Annotated in this window: 20 protein-coding genes and 2 tRNA genes; 9 read left to right on the forward strand and 13 right to left on the reverse strand. The window is 47.1% G+C overall.

The features are described 5' to 3' along the window. The 5 genes from ACLFWI_RS09310 to ACLFWI_RS09330 all read right to left on the reverse strand — a co-directional run. Nucleotides 1–2,900 (reverse strand): DISARM system helicase DrmA (locus ACLFWI_RS09310; protein ID WP_446412712.1); only part of this gene is annotated, 2,900 nt, incomplete at its 3' end. Between the two features lie 198 nt (nt 2,901–3,098). After that, nucleotides 3,099–3,539 carry an HNH endonuclease gene (locus ACLFWI_RS09315; protein ID WP_446412713.1) on the reverse strand — a complete coding sequence of 147 codons (441 nt, stop codon included), beginning with the start codon at nt 3,537–3,539 and terminating at the stop codon, nt 3,099–3,101. Next, nucleotides 3,532–3,942 carry a hypothetical protein gene (locus ACLFWI_RS09320; protein ID WP_044208142.1) on the reverse strand — a complete coding sequence of 137 codons (411 nt, stop codon included), beginning with the start codon at nt 3,940–3,942 and terminating at the stop codon, nt 3,532–3,534. The genes ACLFWI_RS09315 and ACLFWI_RS09320 overlap by 8 nt, the downstream gene beginning before the upstream one ends. 323 nt (nt 3,943–4,265) lie before the next feature. Beyond that, the gene (locus ACLFWI_RS09325) at nt 4,266–5,597 is read right to left on the reverse strand and encodes a GTPase family protein (RefSeq protein WP_446412714.1); all 1,332 of its coding nucleotides are present in this window, start codon (nt 5,595–5,597) and stop codon (nt 4,266–4,268) included. A gap of 75 nt (nt 5,598–5,672) precedes the next feature. Further along, nucleotides 5,673–6,188, reverse strand: a complete 516-nt coding sequence (locus tag ACLFWI_RS09330) for an AAA family ATPase (RefSeq protein ID WP_446412715.1) — start codon at nt 6,186–6,188, stop codon at nt 5,673–5,675. 192 nt (nt 6,189–6,380) lie between these two features. Here ACLFWI_RS09330 and ACLFWI_RS09335 point away from each other — a divergent pair, with 192 nt between their 5' ends. After that, entirely contained in the window at nt 6,381–6,902 is a 522-nt protein-coding gene (locus ACLFWI_RS09335) for a hypothetical protein (protein WP_446412716.1), read from the forward strand. A gap of 49 nt (nt 6,903–6,951) precedes the next feature. Here the strand turns inward: ACLFWI_RS09335 and ACLFWI_RS09340 are convergent, their stop codons facing one another. Beyond that, nucleotides 6,952–8,085, reverse strand: a complete 1,134-nt coding sequence (locus ACLFWI_RS09340; RefSeq protein ID WP_446412717.1) for a ferrochelatase — start codon at nt 8,083–8,085, stop codon at nt 6,952–6,954. Between the two features lie 164 nt (nt 8,086–8,249). Here ACLFWI_RS09340 and ACLFWI_RS09345 point away from each other — a divergent pair, with 164 nt between their 5' ends. Beyond that, on the forward strand, nt 8,250–8,417 hold the full coding sequence (locus ACLFWI_RS09345) for a hypothetical protein (protein ID WP_446410110.1): 168 nt from the start codon (nt 8,250–8,252) through the stop codon (nt 8,415–8,417). 17 nt (nt 8,418–8,434) lie between these two features. On the opposite strand, the gene ACLFWI_RS09350 is transcribed toward ACLFWI_RS09345, so the two are convergent. Continuing rightward, nucleotides 8,435–8,521: transfer RNA gene (locus ACLFWI_RS09350), tRNA-Ser, on the reverse strand. 76 nt (nt 8,522–8,597) lie between these two features. Here ACLFWI_RS09350 and ACLFWI_RS09355 point away from each other — a divergent pair. Beyond that, on the forward strand, nt 8,598–8,966 hold the full coding sequence (locus ACLFWI_RS09355; RefSeq protein WP_446412725.1) for a 2Fe-2S iron-sulfur cluster-binding protein: 369 nt from the start codon (nt 8,598–8,600) through the stop codon (nt 8,964–8,966). 142 nt (nt 8,967–9,108) lie between these two features. Further along, nucleotides 9,109–9,675 (forward strand): thermonuclease family protein, encoded by a 567-nt coding sequence (locus ACLFWI_RS09360; protein WP_446412718.1) that lies wholly within the window; start codon nt 9,109–9,111, stop codon nt 9,673–9,675. 69 nt (nt 9,676–9,744) lie between these two features. On the opposite strand, the gene ACLFWI_RS09365 is transcribed toward ACLFWI_RS09360, so the two are convergent. The 5 genes from ACLFWI_RS09365 to psbZ all read right to left on the reverse strand — a co-directional run bounded on the left by ACLFWI_RS09365 (nt 9,745) and on the right by psbZ (nt 12,752). Continuing rightward, on the reverse strand, nt 9,745–11,007 hold the full coding sequence (locus tag ACLFWI_RS09365) for a glutamate-5-semialdehyde dehydrogenase (RefSeq protein WP_446412726.1): 1,263 nt from the start codon (nt 11,005–11,007) through the stop codon (nt 9,745–9,747). A 9-nt stretch (nt 11,008–11,016) separates the two neighbouring features. After that, nucleotides 11,017–11,427 carry a hypothetical protein gene (locus ACLFWI_RS09370; protein ID WP_446412719.1) on the reverse strand — a complete coding sequence of 137 codons (411 nt, stop codon included), beginning with the start codon at nt 11,425–11,427 and terminating at the stop codon, nt 11,017–11,019. Between the two features lie 248 nt (nt 11,428–11,675). After that, nucleotides 11,676–11,747: transfer RNA gene (locus ACLFWI_RS09375), tRNA-Gly, on the reverse strand. A 124-nt stretch (nt 11,748–11,871) separates the two neighbouring features. Next, entirely contained in the window at nt 11,872–12,474 is a 603-nt protein-coding gene (ribH, locus tag ACLFWI_RS09380) for a 6,7-dimethyl-8-ribityllumazine synthase (protein ID WP_446412720.1), read from the reverse strand. 86 nt (nt 12,475–12,560) lie between these two features. Further along, a complete protein-coding gene (gene psbZ / locus ACLFWI_RS09385) occupies nt 12,561–12,752 on the reverse strand; it encodes a photosystem II reaction center protein PsbZ (RefSeq protein WP_446378093.1) in 192 nt (63 codons plus the stop codon). Nucleotides 12,753–12,981: 229 nt separating this feature from the next. Here psbZ and ACLFWI_RS09390 point away from each other — a divergent pair, with 229 nt between their 5' ends. The 5 genes from ACLFWI_RS09390 (at nt 12,982) to ACLFWI_RS09410 (ending at nt 20,303) form a co-directional block, all read left to right on the forward strand. Next, nucleotides 12,982–15,765 (forward strand): CBS domain-containing protein, encoded by a 2,784-nt coding sequence (locus tag ACLFWI_RS09390; RefSeq protein ID WP_446412721.1) that lies wholly within the window; start codon nt 12,982–12,984, stop codon nt 15,763–15,765. 104 nt (nt 15,766–15,869) lie between these two features. Then, a complete protein-coding gene (locus ACLFWI_RS09395; protein WP_446412722.1) occupies nt 15,870–17,006 on the forward strand; it encodes a serine/threonine protein kinase in 1,137 nt (378 codons plus the stop codon). Between the two features lie 181 nt (nt 17,007–17,187). Next, nucleotides 17,188–17,517, forward strand: coding sequence for a DUF6825 family protein (locus tag ACLFWI_RS09400; RefSeq protein WP_044208147.1), 330 nt, complete (start codon nt 17,188–17,190; stop codon nt 17,515–17,517). A 319-nt stretch (nt 17,518–17,836) separates the two neighbouring features. Beyond that, on the forward strand, nt 17,837–19,540 hold the full coding sequence (locus ACLFWI_RS09405; protein WP_446412727.1) for an ABC1 kinase family protein: 1,704 nt from the start codon (nt 17,837–17,839) through the stop codon (nt 19,538–19,540). A 34-nt stretch (nt 19,541–19,574) separates the two neighbouring features. Then, nucleotides 19,575–20,303, forward strand: coding sequence for a Stp1/IreP family PP2C-type Ser/Thr phosphatase (locus tag ACLFWI_RS09410; protein ID WP_446412723.1), 729 nt, complete (start codon nt 19,575–19,577; stop codon nt 20,301–20,303). Nucleotides 20,304–20,313: 10 nt separating this feature from the next. Here ACLFWI_RS09410 and ACLFWI_RS09415 read toward each other — a convergent pair whose 3' ends face one another. Then, entirely contained in the window at nt 20,314–20,709 is a 396-nt protein-coding gene (locus ACLFWI_RS09415) for a DUF1816 domain-containing protein (protein ID WP_446412724.1), read from the reverse strand. Nucleotides 20,710–21,091: the final 382 nt, after the last annotated feature.

Raw genomic sequence — 21,091 nt, forward strand, 5'->3', positions numbered from 1 at the left:
TGCTGATTGTTGGTATCTGTATCTACTGGGTGAACATTCGCTGGTGTTCGGGCAAAGAAACTGTCGGCTGCTGATAAACTAGGAGGTGGAAATTGAAAAACAGTACGGTCAAATAGGCATTGCACTTGCGATTGAGACTGTCGCACTGTTGCCGTAGAAGCAATATATTTGGGACTGACGGTTCTGCCTTGATGGAGTTGTTCGCATAGGGTATCAACAGCCGTCTCATAAAGACCAACCATACTCCCAAGCGGACCTTCAATTAAATGAAGCTCATCTTGTAGAATGAGGTCAGGTGGTAAAAGTGGATTGACTCTTTTAACATGAGTTTTGGGAGAAGGAGCATTAGTTCCCTCATTATCACGGTAATAGCCTGTTCTACTATGATAGTGATTGATATTGCCAAAAAGCGCTCCCGCTCTTGGCTCAAATGCGAGACGAGCAAATTTATCTACCGTAGCGACTAACAGAGAAGGAATACGGGAATAGATTTGATCATCAACTGTAAAGGCAGAAATCGGTATCCTTAAAGAGTTTGAGTTATGTTGAAAGGCTTCTAATGGCTTTTCCAAAACAAAGTTTTCTGGTGTATCTAAAGAGCCAATACATTTTTGATTAAACGGGATTGGGATTTTTTCGTTCCAGATTTTATCTGTGTTTATACGGCATTTGGGATTAGGACAATATATTTCAAAGTTTTCAATATTATCTGCACCTCGACTACCTTTATACGCTTTTTTAAAATATCCTGGTCTGCTGCTCCTAAATGGCACTAATCTTGCCGGATGCAAGGAAGACTGAACCTGATTGCTCCACCAATGGTCTAATTTTCCGGCTGAAACCCTCATCCCTGGCTTGATAGAAAAAATTATGTATAGTGTTATGTAGTCATCAGCAAGGCTGCTTTTATCAACCGAAAAACTCGGAGCTGTCGTCATCTCATCTAACGGGATCACTTGGTTAGAAAGTCTCTGTAAGTTCACGTCTCCTTTCATCACCAAAGAGATCGTATATGGCTCTCGTTTTGCGCTCAATCCATCTTTGGGAATAGCCAGAATTGAACCACAACAGGGGCAATTAAGAATCTGAGCGGGTTCTCCCTCTACTCCCCTTTTACCTTCCAAGGCTGAAATAGCACCAGGCAAAGAATTTTTAGGAGGAACAAACTTATCTTTCAAAGCGTTAGGTGTAACGCTGCCCCCAACCCACAAACCCGCCGAGAAGCGAGTAGTTCCCCAAATATTATTCTCTTTCAAGTTATAATCTTTAGGTCGCCAGCCAACAGGACGTCCGCTTCCTAAGTTTTCTACTCGCAACACTTCAGAGGCAACGATTAACCCCAAAGCCCGACGGAACTGTTGAATCGTCAAGAGTCTTAGCGTATACCGAGAAATAACACTAACGCCATGTCCAGTGCGATCGCCGTGAGAATCCTTGGGGGAGCGTAACCGTCTTAATCCCATTGTGAAAGCCGCTAGACCCAGATAGGCTTCAGTCTTACCACCACCAGTGGCAAACGCCAGTAAGTCGCAAGTCCTGCGATCTGGGTGTAGAGGATTAGCGATCGCAGGTATATTTATCAAGATGAACGCTAATTGGAAAGGTCGCCACTTAAAATCCTGCCCTCGTCTTCTCCAAGATGCTTGCAAGTCAATTGCTTTATTGGCAAAGCAAAATGCCAATCTAACCTCTTCATTCTGAGCAATCAAATCAATGGCTTCCTGCATTCGTTGCCATGCTTGACGGCAGATGGCTAAGTGCCGATTAGCGGCTCGATGATATCTGGAATCTAACTCACTAACTTTATCGTTTTGTTTATTTATCCAAGCTCCGTACCCATCTACAAGCGGTTGCAGTGCTTCACGCATTGCCGTTGGATTCCAATTTTCTGCTAGTTTAGCTGTACTAAGATCGGGAGCTTGCCCCATTTCTTTTAAATCCCAATCAATTTCAGGAGATTGCACTGGGCATGAGGGTACATATTCTGTCCGACAGTCAGGCAAAACAAACTTCTGCCATTGCCCTTTTCCGTACTGAGATTCGACAACTTCCCCGTCGATCCACTTTAAAGGGTTTTCTGTCTGACAAGGGCGCTCAGGATCGATTTCTTTCCAGACAGCCGCGCACAAGTGACCACGAGCGTAAGCTTGATAGTCTTGGTATATCAGTGCTAATGACTCATCCTCCTCCTCAAGACTTCCAGGCTCAGGTTTTTCGTCAGAAGGCTGAAAACTATCAAAGGGCAAAAGCTCTGTATTATGCCCACAAACAACCCGAATCTGAGGCTGAAAAATCATGTCACTGGTCTGAAAGCGTCTCTTCCCCGACTCTTCCAGTGGATCGATTAGGGAAGTTTCATTAACTAGGTAAATCGATACCTTGTAGGTGTTATCAGGACGGGGTACACACCGAAGGCTGATGTTAACATGGTCTGTTGCACCGATTATTCGGTTCTCAGTGACAGGAATCGATTCAGGTGTCATGTAGCATTGGGGAACTCGCCTGAAGACTTGCTTACCCTGCGGATTTCTCTCATCACGATACCGCGCCCAAGTTGCACAAATTGCTATATGTGGCTCATGCCCATCTTTAGCGCTAACAAAAAAGGAAATACCCAGCGATCGCGGCTGAGTTTTGGGATCTAAAACTGGTGCAGCTGCGGCAACTGGCACTTCTTCATCTGAATCATCGTCGCCATACTCGTCTATCCCAGTCCCTAACGTCTCAGCCTCACCCTCAATTTCCTTTGCATCCTCATCACTAGCATCTTTGGGAATAAGGACGCCTGTTATGAATTCATTACGCGGATCTTGGCTACTTGGCAAAACTTCAAAGCAGGATTCTCTTGGACCAAGAACTTCCTGTCTGAGACTAAGTAGTAGTTCTGTTCGTACTGACACAATGTACCTGATTGCGGAATGCTTATGTTATTTCCAACTTAAGGTAAGTGTTCCCACTTATTCCACTATGATTACACTGATCAGCATTTTCAAGCCACTGTCTGACGAATCTAATCTAGTTCCTTCTCTAAACTAGATTAATTTAATCCTATATACACTAAGATGACTTATTCTTTTGCTGGCAGCCTTAGAAAAGTATTAAACCTGATCAGAATCTATTGGAGGATGCTGACCAATTATGCGTAGCACTCGCCGCAAATTAACCACGCCCTCACGATTAAGCTGCAACCGCTCCACAGTTGCACGTCCAGTTGGAGTCAAACCAATCACTATTGTAAAGTCTTCATTCCAGCTAAACTGGTCTGCCCACCTCTGGCGGCGAGGGTGATACAACGATACTAAATTTCCACTCACAGGATCGCGTGCCTCAATATGCGTGTACTTACGGTTGTTGCATCCTTGGCAAGCCAAAGCTAGATTGTCATTCTCATCGGTTCCACCTTTTGAACGAGGTGTAATATGTTCGATTGAAAAGGGATCGGGTGAAAAACGAGCCTGAGTGCGACAGTACTCGCAACATCCATCAGCACGACGAGCAACAGCTTCCTTCTGTTTCGCTGTTAACTTTGGCTCAGACATAGGCAGGGGCTTTAATGCCTAATTCCTGCATGAGTGTCTCCAATGAGGTGTTTCGCAAACTTGCCAGTTCAATTAAATACTGAATTCGACAAGCATTGGCTTGTTCAATTTGGTCGGAGATCTCAATTAATGTTGCCTGTTCCTCAGGTGTTAAGATTTCAGCACGGCGTTTAGCCAGCAGGGCATGATACTGTTCCCATCTTTGTGGTGGTAAACCCAAATTAATGTTTTGCAATAAGTCAGCTTCAGCCTTTGACAGGCGGGAAGCAGTACACTGAACGGGTCGCAAGTGTTCTTTCAGAGCATTTACAATGTAATGATTGGGATCAAGACCTTGTTGGGCAGCCTCATCCCGTAACTGTTGTTCGAGTTCTGGCGTAAGCTCAAGTGTGATGGTTGCCATCTGAATACCCTTGATCAATATGTTTCCTTATCTTACCTGCGAGAATGAATGTTGGATTAGCACGGCTGGCAATTATAGCAGTAGACACATCGATTAGGACTTTCGGCACCATTGTAGAGACGTTGCATGCAACGTCTCTACATAAATGATGTGTCCTAACCGCTATGGCGGTTGCTATACTTTGACCACAGTCTCACCAACCGCCTTGAGTTTAAACCCAAGGCTGAAAGCTAAAGTTGAAGACGACTGAATAAGAATTTTAGTCCATTAAAATGGACTTGGGCTATTAGCCCGGAGTTTGAACTCCGGGCTAGTTGTCAGGTTTACTTTATACCTTTAAATCGTTCTTTAGCCGACTGAAACGCTTCTTGCATCACCGATTGAATTTTCTCAGGATCAGGTTTTTTCCCGCCCATTAAATCCCCAAAATAAACACAAGCCCCTTCACCCAATGCCCAAGTATAAGCCGCCGCCCAAGACGCCGCGATCGCACTCCCTAAACCGGGTAAAAATTTGATTAATTCTCGTCCCACAGCTTGGGCGACAAACCCCCCCGCGATCGCACTCACAACTCCTCCAGCTTGAGAAGGCGTCAGCGTTTGTCCATACAATTTCCCCAACAACCCAACCAGTGAGACTTGCAGCGCAGTTAAAACGGGCATTGTGGCAAAAGGTAACGGTACAGCCGCCAATGTTGCTGCCATAATCGAAAAGGCTACAATATAACGTCGCCCGACATCCCGGTAGAGATTACCCAGTTGCTGACCTGCGTCTCCCTGTGCCAATAATTGAGAAATGGCACGAGATTCGGCTTCTGGTAATAACTCAGCTAAGGCATCGCTGAGTGCCTCTAAGCCATAAAATACGGGATTATACTCATCTTCTTCTAGGGTAAAATCAATCATAACCGCCCGATTATAAAGTCCCTTAAAAGCCTGCTGAATCCCAGCAAAGGCGCGATTCACCTCTTCATAGTCTGGCGGATAAGCAGGATGATCAACGACATCAGTTGGATAAAGTTCATGTAAGCAGGTGACAGCCAGCAAACAGGGAATCTGGGGATATTCCTCTTGTAACTGTTCAGCCACCTGTCGCAGTGTATCCGTAGCAAAGTCATTAATTTTCACCGTCAAAATCAGGATTCTGGCACGATGAGTATCCTCTTGCAATTCACCCGCCAATTCCTGAATAATGATCGGCGTTTCTCGGTTGACATCACCCAAACCCACAGTATCGGTGAAAATCAGCAACGGTAGGTCATTCGACGGATAGGCATAACGCTCAGTATATTGTGTATGGGGACGAAATCCCTGACCCACAATCTCCGCCGAAACCCCAGTCAATCCCCGCACAATGGAACTTTTTCCCGATTGGGGTTTGCCAATCAGCAGCGCTTGGGTTGTCGGTAGTTCTTTCCGCACCGAAGCCAAAATTTCAGCGACTTGCGCCTCATTAACACTAAACCAGTCAATAACCGTTTGTGTCACTTGTTCGGTGGGGAGGAGTTTCTGCAAGCGATTGCTGGCTGTAGTCCAGAGTTCAGCCATGCGATTCGCCCAGGAGTTATCAACCGACTCTGAGGGTGTCCCTTCCGTTGGTTTTTGCACCTGCTGAGAATCAGCCGATGGTACGTCAGCCTTATGTTCGTCAGTCATCCTAATCGATGAATCCCTTCAATCCTGCCTATATTTAACCTTACTGGAGATGTAGAGACGTTGCACGCAACGTCTCTACAGATTGATTGGTTTATCAAAACGGTTGAACATTTGCCAGATATCCGATTCTGTATCCGCTATATTGACCGAATTCACCGCTAAAAATCCCTCGCTGGTTTGAGGCGGATGATCTCGCAATGTGCGATAAAAGTCCTCAATCACCTGATCAGCGACTTGGCGCTGGCGCTGTCGGTTCCAAGCTTTGCAGGTTTCCAGGGGAGTGGTGAGATACCAGGCTAGCCAGCGCACGGTTTCACCGGATATCTTGGGTAACAGCGATCGCCGCCATTCGGGTTTGGCATTCGTCGCGTCGTAAATCACCGGGTTTCCATCGGCAATAGACCGATGAATTTGCTGCAACACTTGCGTCTCAATCAATGACCAATCCCCTTGGATGTTCTCATCCCCAAATAGCTGCGCCCGGATCGCGTCTGTGGACACAATCACCGCTTTGGGTTCAAGTTGAGTCAGTTTTGCCGCTAGAGTAGACTTGCCGGAACTAGGAGTACCTATGAGAAAATGACAAATCATCAATAAATTGTTGTCCAAAGCTATTTACCCGACAATCCAGCTATTACGGATCATCATTATAAGTACCTGGACATAAATTATGTCCGCTGTACTAAGAAATGTTAACAAGCCTCAAATCCTTACTGCTCACTGTTCACTATTCCCTGTTCCTTCCTAATCTCAATTGTCAACTTTAATTTTGGTAAACTACTTATGACTTCTGTCAATACTAATTTATACCTATTTTTAGAAAATCTAGCTTTCTTTATCGTTGCCACTGGGTTTACCGCAATTGTCGGCTGGGCGTGGCGGAAGGCTAAACCTTTCACTATTCCTGAACCCTTGCCGGGATGGTTTAAAATTTGGTTTGGTACAGTTCAGGTTATCGGAGTCTTGGTTCCCCTAGTCGTTATGCTTCTCTGGGGCGTCTGGTGGAACTATTCTACAGTGTTAACTGTACTTGCCTCCTATTTTTTGATGCTAGGATTACAAATTGTATCGGAGATAATCACATTAAAACAGTTTCAATCGGTTGTTTGGGTAATGGTTCCCTACTTATACCTGCCTTATCGCCTATGGCAATTATATGAGGGACTCACTATCCTGAATTCTGATAGCGAATTGATGTGGGTAAGGACTTTGTTAATTATAGAAATTATTCTCTGGGCAGGTAACTATCTCCTAGATTTAGCCCAGCTTCCCCGGCTGTTTCGATGGGAGGTGAAGGAAGGCTAACTCTCTTAATCAGATCCCCGACTTCTTGAAGAAGTCGGGGATCTTAGGTTTAATGATCGTGGTGATGATGATGGTGATGATGATGACTGGAAGCTGATTCCGGATTAACCGCGATCGCAGTTTCGCTTAACAGTGCTTCAATCTGAGGATTTGCCCAATCTGCCACCATGGCTAAAAAGTCAGGATGGTCATTGACACAGGGCATCTGTACATAAGTCACATTAGGGCTACGATGCTCTAAAGCGTGGATGATATGATGAACATCCAGCAAGGTTTCATGATTTTCTGTAGCAAAGCCAATCGGCATAAATACGATCGCTTTTGCCCCTAAATCAATCAGATTCTTCGCCGCTAACTCAGCATTGGGCTGTGTCCACTTAATCAGAGGCGTTTGGTGATTCAACCAACCCACAGAAATCAGGGGATACTTATAAATCAGCTTCTCCCGTACCCGTTCATAAAGTGCCTCACTTTCCATGATGCCGGAGGTAAACCCTTTTGCCTCGTGGGGACAGCCGTGGTTCATCAGAACAATGCCAATTTGAGAGGGTAAGTAAGCAGAGGCTAAATCAGCCGCGATTTTTTCCTCTACCATCTGCGCCATCAAGTTAATGTAGGCGGGTTCGTTGTAAAACGAGGGGATATACCGTTGTCCTTTGATCCAATGTTCGTCGCCCTCAGTCAACTTGACTAAGGCATTATTCACCTGTTCGACAGCAATCCCACTGGTGAAGATAGAATCAACGACGAGGAGGGGATAAATTAGCAGTTTATCAAAGCCTTGGGCTTTAACTTGCTCCAGTACCTGTTCCGGTAAAAATGGAGCGCAGAAGTTAAACGCCTTAAAGACTTGGACGCGATCGCCCCATTTTTCTTGCAGGTGTTGTTCAATTCCGGCCCGTTGCTGCTCAAAAATTTGGTTGTGGGGGGAGATGAAGTTGTTGTGCTGATGTCCCCACTCATGGAAATCAAAAACGGCTAACAGTTTGGCTAAGGGCGGATACACCCAGGTGGGTACAGGCGCGAACTTAGCGGTTAATAAGTTTAAGGCTTGCTCATTATAGTTGGCAAAGTCTTCGTAACTTTCGACTTCCCCGTAACCCATGAGTAAGACAGCAACGCGATCGCCGCCTTCTGGGTTAGATGTGGGTATTGATTGGACTTTTTCAGGAGTGGCAACCACAAGACTATCCTATCAATTGATGGAACATTTACTGGCGTCTGTTCCAAGGATGGAAATTAAGACTCGCCAGTTACCCTTAGGGTAGCATCCCCTGTGGGGGGATGATTCACCTGCCTCGTTACAATTAGTTTATTTGAAGCAATACCAGGGGTGGCGCAAAACTGATGCATGAGCCAGAACCAAAAAATTGGCATCAAAAGACCTGGGTGAGAATCCTGCTACTAATCTTTGCCGTGCTGATCGCGGGTGGTCTTTACCTGATTTCTATCCGCATCGCCACTCAGAGACCTCGGACTGTTCCGGCTACACCAGACACCTCAGGCTTAGAATGATTCAACCGTCTTGTCAACGGAGAGGGAGGGATTCGAACCCTCGTTAGAGTTTCCCCTAAACAGCATTTCCAGTGCTGCGCCTTAAACCGCTCGGCCACCTCTCCAGGGGGTTTATTATGATGTGTGCGAGACTTAACAGTATCAAACTTAGCACACAATCTGTAATTATACATGAAAGGGATGACTCGATTCTATAAAATTACCATTCACCATCGCCAAACGAACACCCAACATACCCTAGAAGTTCCCAGCGATCGCTATATTCTCCAAGCCGCTGAAGACCAAGGCGTACAACTCCCGTTTTCTTGTCGGAATGGTGCTTGCACCACCTGTGCAGTGCGTGTCCTCTCCGGTGAAATCTATCAACCGGAAGCCATGGGACTGTCTCCAGCGCTGCGCCAAAGAGGTTACGCGCTTTTATGTGTGGGTTATCCCCGTTCTGACATAGAAGTCGAAACCCAGGATGAAGATGAAGTCTACGAACTCCAGTTTGGGCGCTATTTTGGTAAAGGCAAGGTTCGGTTTGGATTGCCCTTAGATGAGGATTAAACAGCACAGTCGCTCCCTCTATTTCAGCCACTCCCCCCTGATAGATCCCCCTTCCGTCCCCCTTCAAAAGGGGGAAACCAGCGGATGCTTCGCTTTGATTTCTCCGGGGGGCTGGGGGGGATCAAAACGCCACACGGCTAACGTGAACAGCAGTACAGCTTATCCCAGCCGCCTCATCGCCCTCCTGATTGGCTGTAGTTTTCTCCTTTTACTGGGGGGATGTCAATCTAAACAAGTTACTCCTGGTATCCCTGTACAAGTCCAACAAGTTGTTAGTGGACAAACCATAGAGGTATTAGATACCACCCAACAACCCGCTTTAATTGTTCGGGTACGGTTAATTGGTATAGAATCACCCGACTTGAGACAACAGCCTTGGGGAAACGCAGCCAAAACTCGGATTGAACAACTTATCGGTGAAACGAGGGGTCAACAACTGGTACTGCAATCGGTTTTCTTAGAACCTGATGTGCAAACCAAAGACAGTTTTGGTCGTTGGTTAGCCTACGTTTGGCATGATGGAGTCATGCTCAATGAGCAACTGATTAAAGAAGGATATGTTTTAGCGACACCGCGATCGCCTAATAATAAATATAATGAACGCCTAATCCGCGCTCAGGAATACGCCAGGATTATGGGATATGGCATTTGGAACCCGGAACAACCCCTACGCTTAACCCCGGCGGAATTTCGACGACGCAATCCTTAGGATAAGGTAGATGCAGGAAGCAAGTTTGTAGTAAGCACTTAAGTGCTTACTACAAACAATGACTAATAACTAAAACTGCCCATTCCCCTGAACTACTTGTTTCAGTGTGGTTAACGTCTCCAACGTAATCATCCCGCGACGATAACCTTTCTGATTAGACATCCCCAAAAACACCGAGTCCCCACGTTCGGGATTACGGGAAAATCGCGGTGAGGAATTGAGATAAACCGAAGCACTATCCACTTTTAGGGAAAATTGGCGACTTTCCAGATAAGACTCGGTAACTAAGCAGTCAGCGTGGCGACTACTGTATTGATTAATCCACGCGATCGCATCTTCGGTGTTATCGACTAATTTAAAGGCTACAACCTTATCTAAATAAGGTTGACTCCATTCCGATTCGGATGCTAACGTTAGCTGTTCCGGGAATTTTGCCACTAACTCGGCATCAGCTTTGAGTTTGAAGCCTTTTTCGCTCAAACTCTTACACAGATTCATTAAAGAGGATGGCTTTTGATTGCGATGGATCAAGACTTTTTCAATCGCATTCACGGGATCAGGTATACTAGCGTGGCTGTCTAAAATAATCGATCGCACCCCATCCCAAGTCCCTGATTCGGACCAGTAGAGATAGCAGTTCCCCATTGCTGATCTTAAAACGGGTACCGTTGCTTGTTGCAAAACTTGCTGCACTAGCGTCGGACGTCCGTAAGGAATCACCAAGTTTAAATAGTCATCCCCTGTGACTAAATCTCGCATAGAAGCCCCCTGTTCTGAAGGGAACAATTCCAAACAGCCTGAGGGTAAACCCGCCTCGTCCAAGGCGTTCTGTAACGCTTGGGCAATCACTTGATTGGATTGACTGGCTTCGCTACTTCCTTTTAATATCAAACTGTTTCCCGTTTTCATGCAAAAACCCGCCGCGATCGCACCTAATTCAGGGAACGCCTCATAAATTAAGGCAATCACGCCTAACGGCATCATTTGACAATAGGTTTGAGAATGGTCAAGTTGATAAGACGCATTCATCACCCGACGAATCGGATCAGATAATTCCCCAATCCGCTGCAAAATCCCAATCGCAATCTGGAGTCGTTCTGGCGTCAGCTTCAGCCAATCTAATACCAAATCAGGAACTGCCATTTCTCGACTGGCTTCCAAGTCCATGGTATTGGCATCCAAGATATCATCAAACGCATTTTGCAAGGCTTTTACCATCGCTTGAACGCCACGGGAGCGTTCAACTCCTTTTGTCGTTGCCAAAACCACAGATGCCCGATATGCTCTGGCAATCACAGGGTTGGACTGAGGTGTAGGATCAGAGGCTTCCATATCCATCATTTACGAACGCCGATAAGCTAACCACACCATAAGCGCTGGCAACACTGCTAAAATCACTGCCAGTAATGCCCAGAGAATTATAGAAGGACCGGTTGGAGATTGCAGCGCTAGGGGTAACCAGACAATCAGCAAAACCAGCACGATTAAGAGGGCTACAGGTAGGTAGCTTTCCCCAAGATTCCCCTGGGTACTCACCCAGCGATGACCTGTCCAACGCCAGGTTTTTTTGTAGGGATAAGTCGTCGATAATTGCTCGATTATCAGCCCATTTTCTTCAAGAACGAAAATCTGCTGACAGCGATTACAGCCAAAGGCTTCTGTCAGGGTAATCGGCACTAAACACCCCCGCCGCCGACAAGGGCAGGGATATTCCTTACTTAAATCTATCTTTTGACCTTTCTGAGGTGGCACAAGCGCTATTCAAAACCAAGATTACGTTGATGATTGAGTGTTCCTGATTACACGATAAACTTGCATAGTAAATCACTATAGCTTAAACTTATCCCCACAAATTCCCCACCGAGATTTTCTTGTAGACGCCCATGCTCTAATATTAGCGCTTTCCTTTCCCTTCACCAATTTTTGATTGGGCATCGACAAATTATATGCAACAAACTATACACAAAAAGCGGAGCTATTGGAGCTTCGCTTTTTAGTTAAGCGGGTAACGCGATTCGAACGCGCGACATTCACCTTGGCAAGGTGACGCTCTACCACTGAGCTATACCCGCATTTATTTTGCTTTTTTTATTTTGCTTTTTACAGTTTCTCAGAATAATCCAGGTTTGTCAAGTTATTGGTTATTTGCCATAGCTCCTCTGCTGCGAGACATGCCATGGCATGTCTCTACATAGATCATGAATTCCCAGACTCATTGTATTCAGAAGCTGACTCTGAAGGAAGAGACCGTCCTGATGAAACAGGCAAAGACTGAGTAGTTCCGGCTGGATCATAAGCATTATAAGAGGTTGAGCGATTTTGCCCCTTAAACTGCTGCATTAAACTCGCCATTTCTAAGGCACTCATGGCATATTCCCAACCTTTATTACTCTTGATTCCTGCCCGTTCTAAGGCTTGCTGCATCGTATCAGCCGTTAGAACCCCAAAGACTACGGGAATTCCAGTTTGAAAGCTAGCGGCGGCAATGCCCTTAGAGACTTCAGCCGCCACATAATCAAAATGGGGGGTTTGACCGCGAATGACAGCGCCCAAGCAAATCACCGCATCATAGCGGTGGCTAAGGGCAGCTTGACGAGCCATGAGAGGGACTTCAAAACTACCTGGCACCCAAATATAATCAACTTGGGAGCCATGAGGATTTGGATCGACACCGTGGCGTTTCAGGCAATCTTGACACCCGGCTAATAGCTTCTCTGTCACGAGATCATTAAATCGACCGATGATAATTGCCAAGCGCAGGGAGCTGGCTGATGTAAAATTTCCCTCAAAAACTGCCATGGCTATCTTTGCCCTCTCGCGTCATGAGCATCTGTCTGTTGGTGGAGAAGCCCCGTCTGAATTTAATCATTCAGGCGGGGAGAAGGTCAGGCTACCACAAAATAGTTCAGGACGCCAACCACAATGACCAGAGCCAGCCAAAGCCCTGAACCTATCCAAATCAAATTTTTTGATTGCTCCCAGTTTTGGGGGGTAGCATAGGCGACGGGAACGCCCACCACCATGACGAATGACAAAATGACCAAAGCTGCCAGTGATATTTGAAATAAGATAGACATTTCCTGTTGTGCCTTTCAAGACGTTAAATCCTTCTGATTGTAAGCTACCAAAAATTGACCCGCTTTTTTGCAAAAACTGAAAATCAACAACAAGGGAGATGAGGGAGCAGGGGAAGCAGGGAAAGCAGGGGAAGCAGGGGAAGCAGGGGGAGCAGGGGGAGCAGAGGGAGCAAACAAATGACAAATGACGAATGACGAATGACAAATGACAAATGACGAATGACAAACCATGGACTTAATCTTGTGTCACACGATTAGCGACTTTGATGCCCTAGGAGCAGCCGTCGGGCTGACACGCCTGAAAACAGGAGCCAAACTTGTCCTAACCGGGGGCGCTCACCCGGCGGTTCGGGATTTTTTGGCACTGCATCGGGATGAGTATGCTTTGATTGAACGACGTTCGGTTAAAGTAGACCAAATTCATTCCCTCGTCGTGGTGGATACCCAAAAGCGCGATCGCTTAGGTAAAGCTGCTCAATGGTTGGACTTACCTCATCTTACTGCCATTGAACTTTACGACCATCACGGCGACACTCATAGTGATATTCCAGCCACATTCCGACAGATTGAACCCGTGGGTGCCACCACAACGCTCATCGTCGAGCAATTACAACAAACCTCAATCCAATTAACCACCGCCGAAGCCACAGTGATGGCACTCGGTATCCATGTGGATACAGGTTCCTTAACCTTTGACCAAACCACCCCACGGGATGCCATGGCCCTGGCTTGGTTAATGGCACAAGGGGCAAGTATACGCCAGATTGCTGACTATGTTGATCCAGGACTTTCGCCCCAGTTACAACAACTGTTCACCACAGCCCTAGACCAGTTAGAATCTCAAAATCACCAAGGTTATACCATTTCTTGGGTATTCCTGAAAACCCCCGACTATGTACCAGGACTATCAAGTTTAGCCTCACGATTAGTTGACCTGACTGAAAGCGACGCCCTATTGCTGGCGGCGGAGTATGGGGGAGATGAGGGAGATGAGGGAGATAAGGAAGATGGGGGAGATGGGGGAATGGGTAGTCATTCTGAATCCAAAACTCAACACTCAAAATCATCCCGTCTCACGATCATCGGGCGATCGCGAATTCCTGGCACGAATTTAAATGCGCTCTTACAACCCCTAGGTGGAGGGGGGCATTCTCAAGCCGCCGCCGTCACCCTACGCCATGACAATCCCCCAGAGGTTTTGCCCCAACTCGTTGATCAATTCAAGGAGCAAATTCCCCAACCCCTAAGCGCCCTAGAGTTAATGTCATCCCCGGTGCGAACTATTCGCCCCGATACCACCGTTGGCGAAGCGCAGCGGATTTTGCTGCGTTATGGGCATTCTGGGCTTTCTGTTGTCGATGAACAGGATCAGTTAATCGGGATTATTTCACGGCGAGATATTGATCTGGCACTGCATCACGGTTTGGGTCATGCTCCAGTTAAAGGGTATATGACCCGAAACCTGAAAACCATTACCCCCCAAACCTCACTGCCCGAAATTGAGTCGCTGATGGTGACTTACGATATTGGACGCTTACCCGTGTTAGAGAATGGGCAGTTAGTCGGTATTGTCACTCGTACTGATGTCCTGCGACAATTGCGCCAAGATCAAGAGCGCTGGGGAGAGACTTGCCCAATCCAGATGACTTATCCCTCATCCCGCCTCCTGAATGTGCGAGAACGTCTGGCTCCTGCCCTGTGGCAATTGCTCACTCAAGCCGCCCAGGAAGCCCAGGAACGGGGTTGGCATCTCTATTTGGTGGGGGGAGCAGTTCGGGATGTATTGCTGGCGGATGAGAGCCAACCGCTACTTTTAGAAGATGTGGATTTAGTTGTTGATGGGTTTCATCGGGCGGCTGATGTGGGTGCAGGTGTAACTTTGGCGAAAGCCTTGCGTGAACGTTACCCGAATGCTCGCTTAGACGTTCATGGGGCGTTTCAAACGGCAGCATTGCTGTGGCATAATCACCCGGTGCTGGATTCCCTGTGGATTGATATTGCCACGGCTCGAACTGAGTTTTATCCCTATCCGGCGGCGAATCCGGAAGTGGAAGCCAGTTCTATTCGCCAGGATCTCTATCGACGAGATTTTACCATTAACGCCATGGCAGCCCGACTGACCGGAAGGCGGGGTGAGGCGTTGCCCCTACTGGATTTTTTTGGCGGGATGTTAGATTTGCGATCGCGTCAAATTCGCGTCTTGCACGCTAATAGTTTTATCGAAGACCCCACCCGCATTTATCGAGCGGTGCGGTTTGCCGTGCGTTTAGGCTTTGAACTGGAACCCCAAACCCAAGACTATATCCAGTATGCGTTAGAGAGTGGCGTTTATGAGCGATCGCTAGGTGCAAATACGCGAGCCCCTGCCCTAGAAACCCGCTTGAAAGCCGAATTAAAGTACATTCTAGAAGCCCCCTATTGGCAACGGGCATTACAACTTATCGGCTCACTCGGAGCGTTGCGCTGTCTTCATCCCAGCTTAAAGCTTGACCCATTGTTATGGTGGCGGGTTCGTCTAATTGACCGTTGGTTACGACGGTTTGATCCGGATCAAACCCTCAAACATTGGCAGATGCGTCTAGAGGTGTTAATTGCCTATCTAGACCCTCAAGAACGCAGCAAGGTGGCAGAAAATTTACAACTGCCTATTGATAGTATTGAGCGACTGCAGCATCTCGGACAAGCCCAAACCGAAGTGGTGGAATCTCTACCCCAATGTCAGCGTCCCAGTGAAGTCGTTTTGCTACTACGTCAGTATAAATTACCCACATTGGTTTTGATTGCCGTCCATAGTTCTAGAGCAATTCGGCGCAAGTTGTGGCACTATTTCACCAACTTGGCAACCGTGCAAGCGCCTCTGAATGGTAATGATCTCAAACGCTTGGGGTATAAGCCAGGACCACACTATAAGGAGATATTAGATGTCCTGTTAGCCGCAACTTTGGATGGCGTGATTCAGAATAAGGCAGATGCCCAAGCATTTTTAGAGCAGCATTATCCTTGCTCTAAGTAAGAAAGTTTTGACTCAAGAGACTGGGTGTTGAGTTGATTTGGCACAATTTGGATATACTCCATCTAGGCTATAGCATTATTTGTGCTTGTGGGGAGTGAATTTTTATGAACTTGACGGCAGAACGGGGCTTAAACCAAGGAAAATACGTTCTCAGTACCCAACTGGGTGCGGGTGTTTTCAGTCTTACCTACAAAGCAACCGATACTGAGTCAGGTCAATCGGTTGTGATCAAAACCCTAGGGGAAGCGCTGCGCCAGCATCCCAATGTTAATCAATTCAAGCAGGAATTTTTAGACATTGCCAAACGCTTGAATTACTGCCAACATCCTCATCTGGTTCGCGTCCTCGACTATTTTGAGGACAAGGGATATCCCTACCTGGTGATGGAATATATCCCTGGACAGACATTGGCAGACGTTCTGCAAGCGGGTTCCTTGCCAGAGGCGGAGGCGATCAACTATATCCGTCAAATCAGTGATGCGGTAAAGGTTCTACACCAAGTCGAGTTACTCCACCGAGATATCCAACCCAAAAACATTATTCGGCGTCAGGATAGCGATCGCGTTGTGTTATGTGAAGTTGGCATGCTCTATGAGTTCACCCCAGGTATCAAACAAACCTACGCCAGCTTCCTTTCTGCTGGCTATGCTCCTCCAGAAGACAACACCTTGGCAAACACAGCGACACGACAAACTGATATCTATGCCTTAACCGCCACATTCTACTGCTTACTCACCGGATATCCTCCCTTACCCGCACCTGTGCGACAGAGGTTATCAGCCAAGGGAAACGATTGTCTATTTTCCTCACCCTCTCAGCCAGCCCTGTCTAAATTGAGTCCCACCATTCAACAAGCATTACAGTATGGTTTAGAACTCATCCCCAACAACCGTCCCCAAACGATAGACACTTGGCTAAAGCAGCTTCCCCTTCAGGAGTCTGTTACTATCCCTGAGCCAATTATCACTCAGCCAGTCGAAAAACATCCCAACTCAACAATCAACAATCCCAAAACCCAAGCCTCAATACCGTTACAAGCCTTGTTCATGACAGGAGCGATCGCGGCGTCAGCCGGTATTGGATTCGGTTGTGCTGTACGACTAAATCAATCAAGTGAACCTGGAGCAACGATTTTGCATACCCAACAAACCTTTCCTCCCCGTAGCGATTGGCCCGTTTCCGAACCTCCAAAATTTGTCAGAGAAAAGGACACACAGAACCGGGAACAGGAAATGTTTTGACCCTGGGCTGCGCTAGTTGGGAACCTGGTTTTTAGGGGCGGGTTTCACTATTCTCGTTTTTCACCTGATCCGGATGGGACTAAACCCGCCCCATCTGCTCCCTCTCCCTTGTCTCCCCCAGCTCTCCGCCAATCGTTTTAGCACGTTATAATTCGTTACAGATACCCACAATATTTTCCCCATGAGCAATCCAGTCATTCATGCCTTTTTTGTCGGACGATCGCTAGCTCAAACTCTGGGCGATCGCGTAGAAGACTCCTTAACGAATGCTCTTAGCGAACTTGGCAAATTTGATGCTGAACAGCGAGAGCATTTACAACAGTTTACTGAGCAAGTCATGGAAAGGGCGCAACAGGAAATGGAAATCGCCATGGGCGATCGCTCTTCTAGTACTACTGTTTCGACTGGTTCTCAATCCGTTGACCTACAAGCTACTATTGACGAGTTACGAGCTGAAATTGCTCGCTTGCGGACTGAACTACAGCTCTATCGCAATCAATCAGTGACTTGATTTGAGTGATACTGGAGGTGTTTCCCTTTTCCCTTCACCCGTTACAGCTTTTACCAATCCGCTTTGGGAATCTTCTCTATCCCTGGGATACTTTTTCCTTGAAGCCTTGGAGCCATCTGCTTTGGAGCCATCTGCCTTGTCTCTACCAAAAAGGGGGTAGTCAACCCAGATGTGGTATTACAGATACTCGCTTAGGGTGTTATTAGCTTTCAAAGATTTTGAATTTTTATTAAGATTAAGAGGAGACCATCATTCAGGAATCTAGGTGTCTGCTGTTTCTGATAACTATGTCAACCTCAAACAATATAAGGAACGCCAGGTGTCTAGCCAACGTTCCCTAAGAGGGATAAACCAAGACAAGGCATATCGTTGGAATCGGGAAAACTATTCCCGACATCGACGATTTGTCGATATTTGGACATTTGTTTTAACCCTCCTCTTCCAGTTGTGGCTCAACGGCAAACCTTGGAGCTATCCAGGGGGCATGACCGATGCCAAACAGGCGGCTCGTCGTAAGACACAGGCAATCTGGATTCGAGATACGTTCTTGGAGTTAGGTCCGACCTTCATCAAGGTGGGACAGCTATTTTCAACTCGGTCTGACTTATTCCCTGGTGAATATGTAGAGGAACTGTCTAAACTACAGGATCGCGTCCCAGCTTTTAACTATGATCAAGTTGAGGCAATTGTCAAGCAAGATTTAGGGAAATCTGTAAGTGAACTCTTTGGCAATTTTGATCCGATTCCTCTAGCAGCAGCCAGTTTAGGACAAGTCCACAAAGCTCAACTCCAGAGTGGAGAAGAGGTTGTGGTCAAGGTACAACGACCGGGCTTGCGGAAACTATTTACGATAGACCTACAAATTCTCAAGGGGATTGCCCGTTACTTCCAAAATCACCCCGATTGGGGTCGAGGTCGAGACTGGATGGGCATTTATGAAGAATGCTGTCGTATTCTCTGGGAAGAGATTGATTATCTTAATGAAGGTCGCAATGCCGATACCTTCCGCCGCAATTTCCGCACCTATAATTGGGTAAAAGTTCCGCGTGTCTATTGGCGCTATACCTCAAATCGAGTCTTAACCCTAGAGTATGCTCCAGGAATTAAGATTAGTCACTACGAGGCATTAGAAGCCGCAGGATTGGATCGGAAACTGCTGGCTCAACTAGGGGCAAAAGCTTATCTTCAGCAGTTGCTCAATGACGGTTTCTTTCATGCCGATCCCCATCCCGGCAATCTAGCAGTTAGTCCGGAAGGGTCACTGATTTTTTATGATTTCGGTATGATGGGGCAGATTAAGGCGAATGTCCGGGAACAGTTGATGGAGACGCTCTTTGGCATTGCCCAAAAGGATGCCAACCGAGTGGTCGGGTCTCTGGTCGAATTGGGTGCCCTGTCTCCGGTTGATGATATGGGTCCAGTGCGGCGTTCGATTCAGTATATGCTGGATCACTTTATGGATAAGCCCTTTGAGAATCAGTCGGTGAGTGAAATTAGCGACGATCTCTATGAAATTGCCTATGATCAGCCATTTCGCTTTCCGGCAACCTTCACGTTTGTGATGCGAGCCTTTTCCACCTTGGAAGGAGTGGGCAAGGGCTTAGACCCAGAATTTAACTTTATGGAAGTGGCAAAACCTTTTGCTCTGCAAATCATGACTAACGGTAATAGCCCTGAGGGTAATACATTCTTGAATGAATTGGGACGCCAAGCGGCTCAAGTGAGTAGTACGGCGTTGGGATTACCTCGGCGGATTGAGGATACGATTGAAAAATTAGAACGGGGAGATATACGTCTACGGGTTCGTTCTATCGAGTCGGATCGGATCTTGCGCCGCATGAGTAGCATTCAGATAGGAACAAATTATGCGTTACTACTCAGTGCATTCACATTGTCAGCTACGATCTTATTTGTTAATGGTCAAGTCGGGCTGGCATTAGTTGTGGCGTTAGTCGCCGCCGCGATCGCTGTTGCCCTAATTCGTTTACTGCGAAGGCTCGACCGATACGATCGCATGTTATAAATCCCATAAGGTTATTGACGACAGCACAAACTTTATGAAATGTCGCTTTACGGGTCTCACTGACCCGGGCTTAATTCGTACCGTCAACCAGGACTATTACTACATCGATCCGAAGGGACGCTTTTTTATTGTCGCCGACGGCATGGGCGGTCATGCAGGGGGACAAGAAGCCAGCCAACTGGCTACAGAGGTCATTCAGGCACGTTTAGAGCGGCAATGGCTAGATTCAGTCCCTTCGGAAAAGTTACTGGAACAAGCCCTCTACGACGCTAATCAGGCGATCTTAGAGGATCAAAAAAAGCATCCCGAACGGGCAGACATGGGTACGACGGCTGTCGTGGTCATCTTCCGTAAAGGTCAGCCCTGGCTGGCTCATGTGGGTGATTCTCGCCTCTATCGATGGCGACAATTAAAACTCGAACAAATGACGGATGACCATACCTGGGTAGCACGCGCCATGAAAGCTGGGGATCTGACTCCAGAACAGGCGCGAACGCATCCCTGGCGTCATGTGTTGTCCCAATGTCTAGGTCGCCAAGATTTAAAGTCAGTTGATGTCGAGTCCATGGAGATTCAGTCAGGAGATTTCCTGCTCCTTTGTACCGACGGACTGACTGAGGAACTCTCGGATACCGCGATCGCGTCCCATCTCCAGTCCCATGGGGATGGCGAAGAGATCGCCGCTAACCTAATTGCCGCCGCCAAAGAAAAAGGCGGACGGGACAATATCACCATGATTCTAGTCAAAATTGACGCGATCTGACCCAGAAAGCTTAAAAAATTGTTAAATTGTCGGGCTTGCACCATTTAACCGTCACGGCGATCCCTTGAGCGCCCTCTTGTTCTAAATCCTCAATGTAACCCGCTTCATAAGACGCGGCTTCTTCTGGAGTATCAAAGGGTCCAAAGTAGTAAGTGACCGCAGGTTCTGCGGTGACAATTTCTACCCACCAAGCGAAGCAACTCTCTTGCTCTGTGTTAGGAGTTAGGCTTCGTATGCTGAGAATCTTGCCACCTAATTGGGAAATTCGCCGCATCGTTTGGTTCATGCGGCTGTACGGAACTCTGATCAAGACAGAACTACTCCGACGAATGGGGTAGTTGAGGGTGTCGGTAGCTGCACTCTGACGCAAACCAACGACTTCATAAACAAAATAACGATTATCCACCAAGATACTACCTATTAAGCCAGCAACACTTGAGATGAACAGTCCTAACTCCCCACCCTAATCGGACGATAGTCAGGGGATATCAGAGACAGGGCAGAAAGGTTATGGTTAGGGGAGTTGTGAGCGTTATCCCCAAGGAGGTCTCACATCGCCCAATTGTACCTGTAACCGCCACCAGTATTTGTTATCAGATCCCCAAGCGATTGTCACTATTTTTTTCCAGAGAAGGGGTGTGCAGGAACGGGGGAAGCTTGTAGATTGTAGAGACTCCTCCGGTGGAACGTCTAGAACCAGGGAGAGTCAGGGCGGGTTTAATTGCTTATGGGTGAGGTGAAAAACGATAATAGTAAAACCCGCCCCTACACACCCACTGAAGGTCAAA

This window comes from Coleofasciculus sp., assembly GCF_046539235.1.
Classification (GTDB): domain Bacteria; phylum Cyanobacteriota; class Cyanobacteriia; order Cyanobacteriales; family Coleofasciculaceae; genus Coleofasciculus.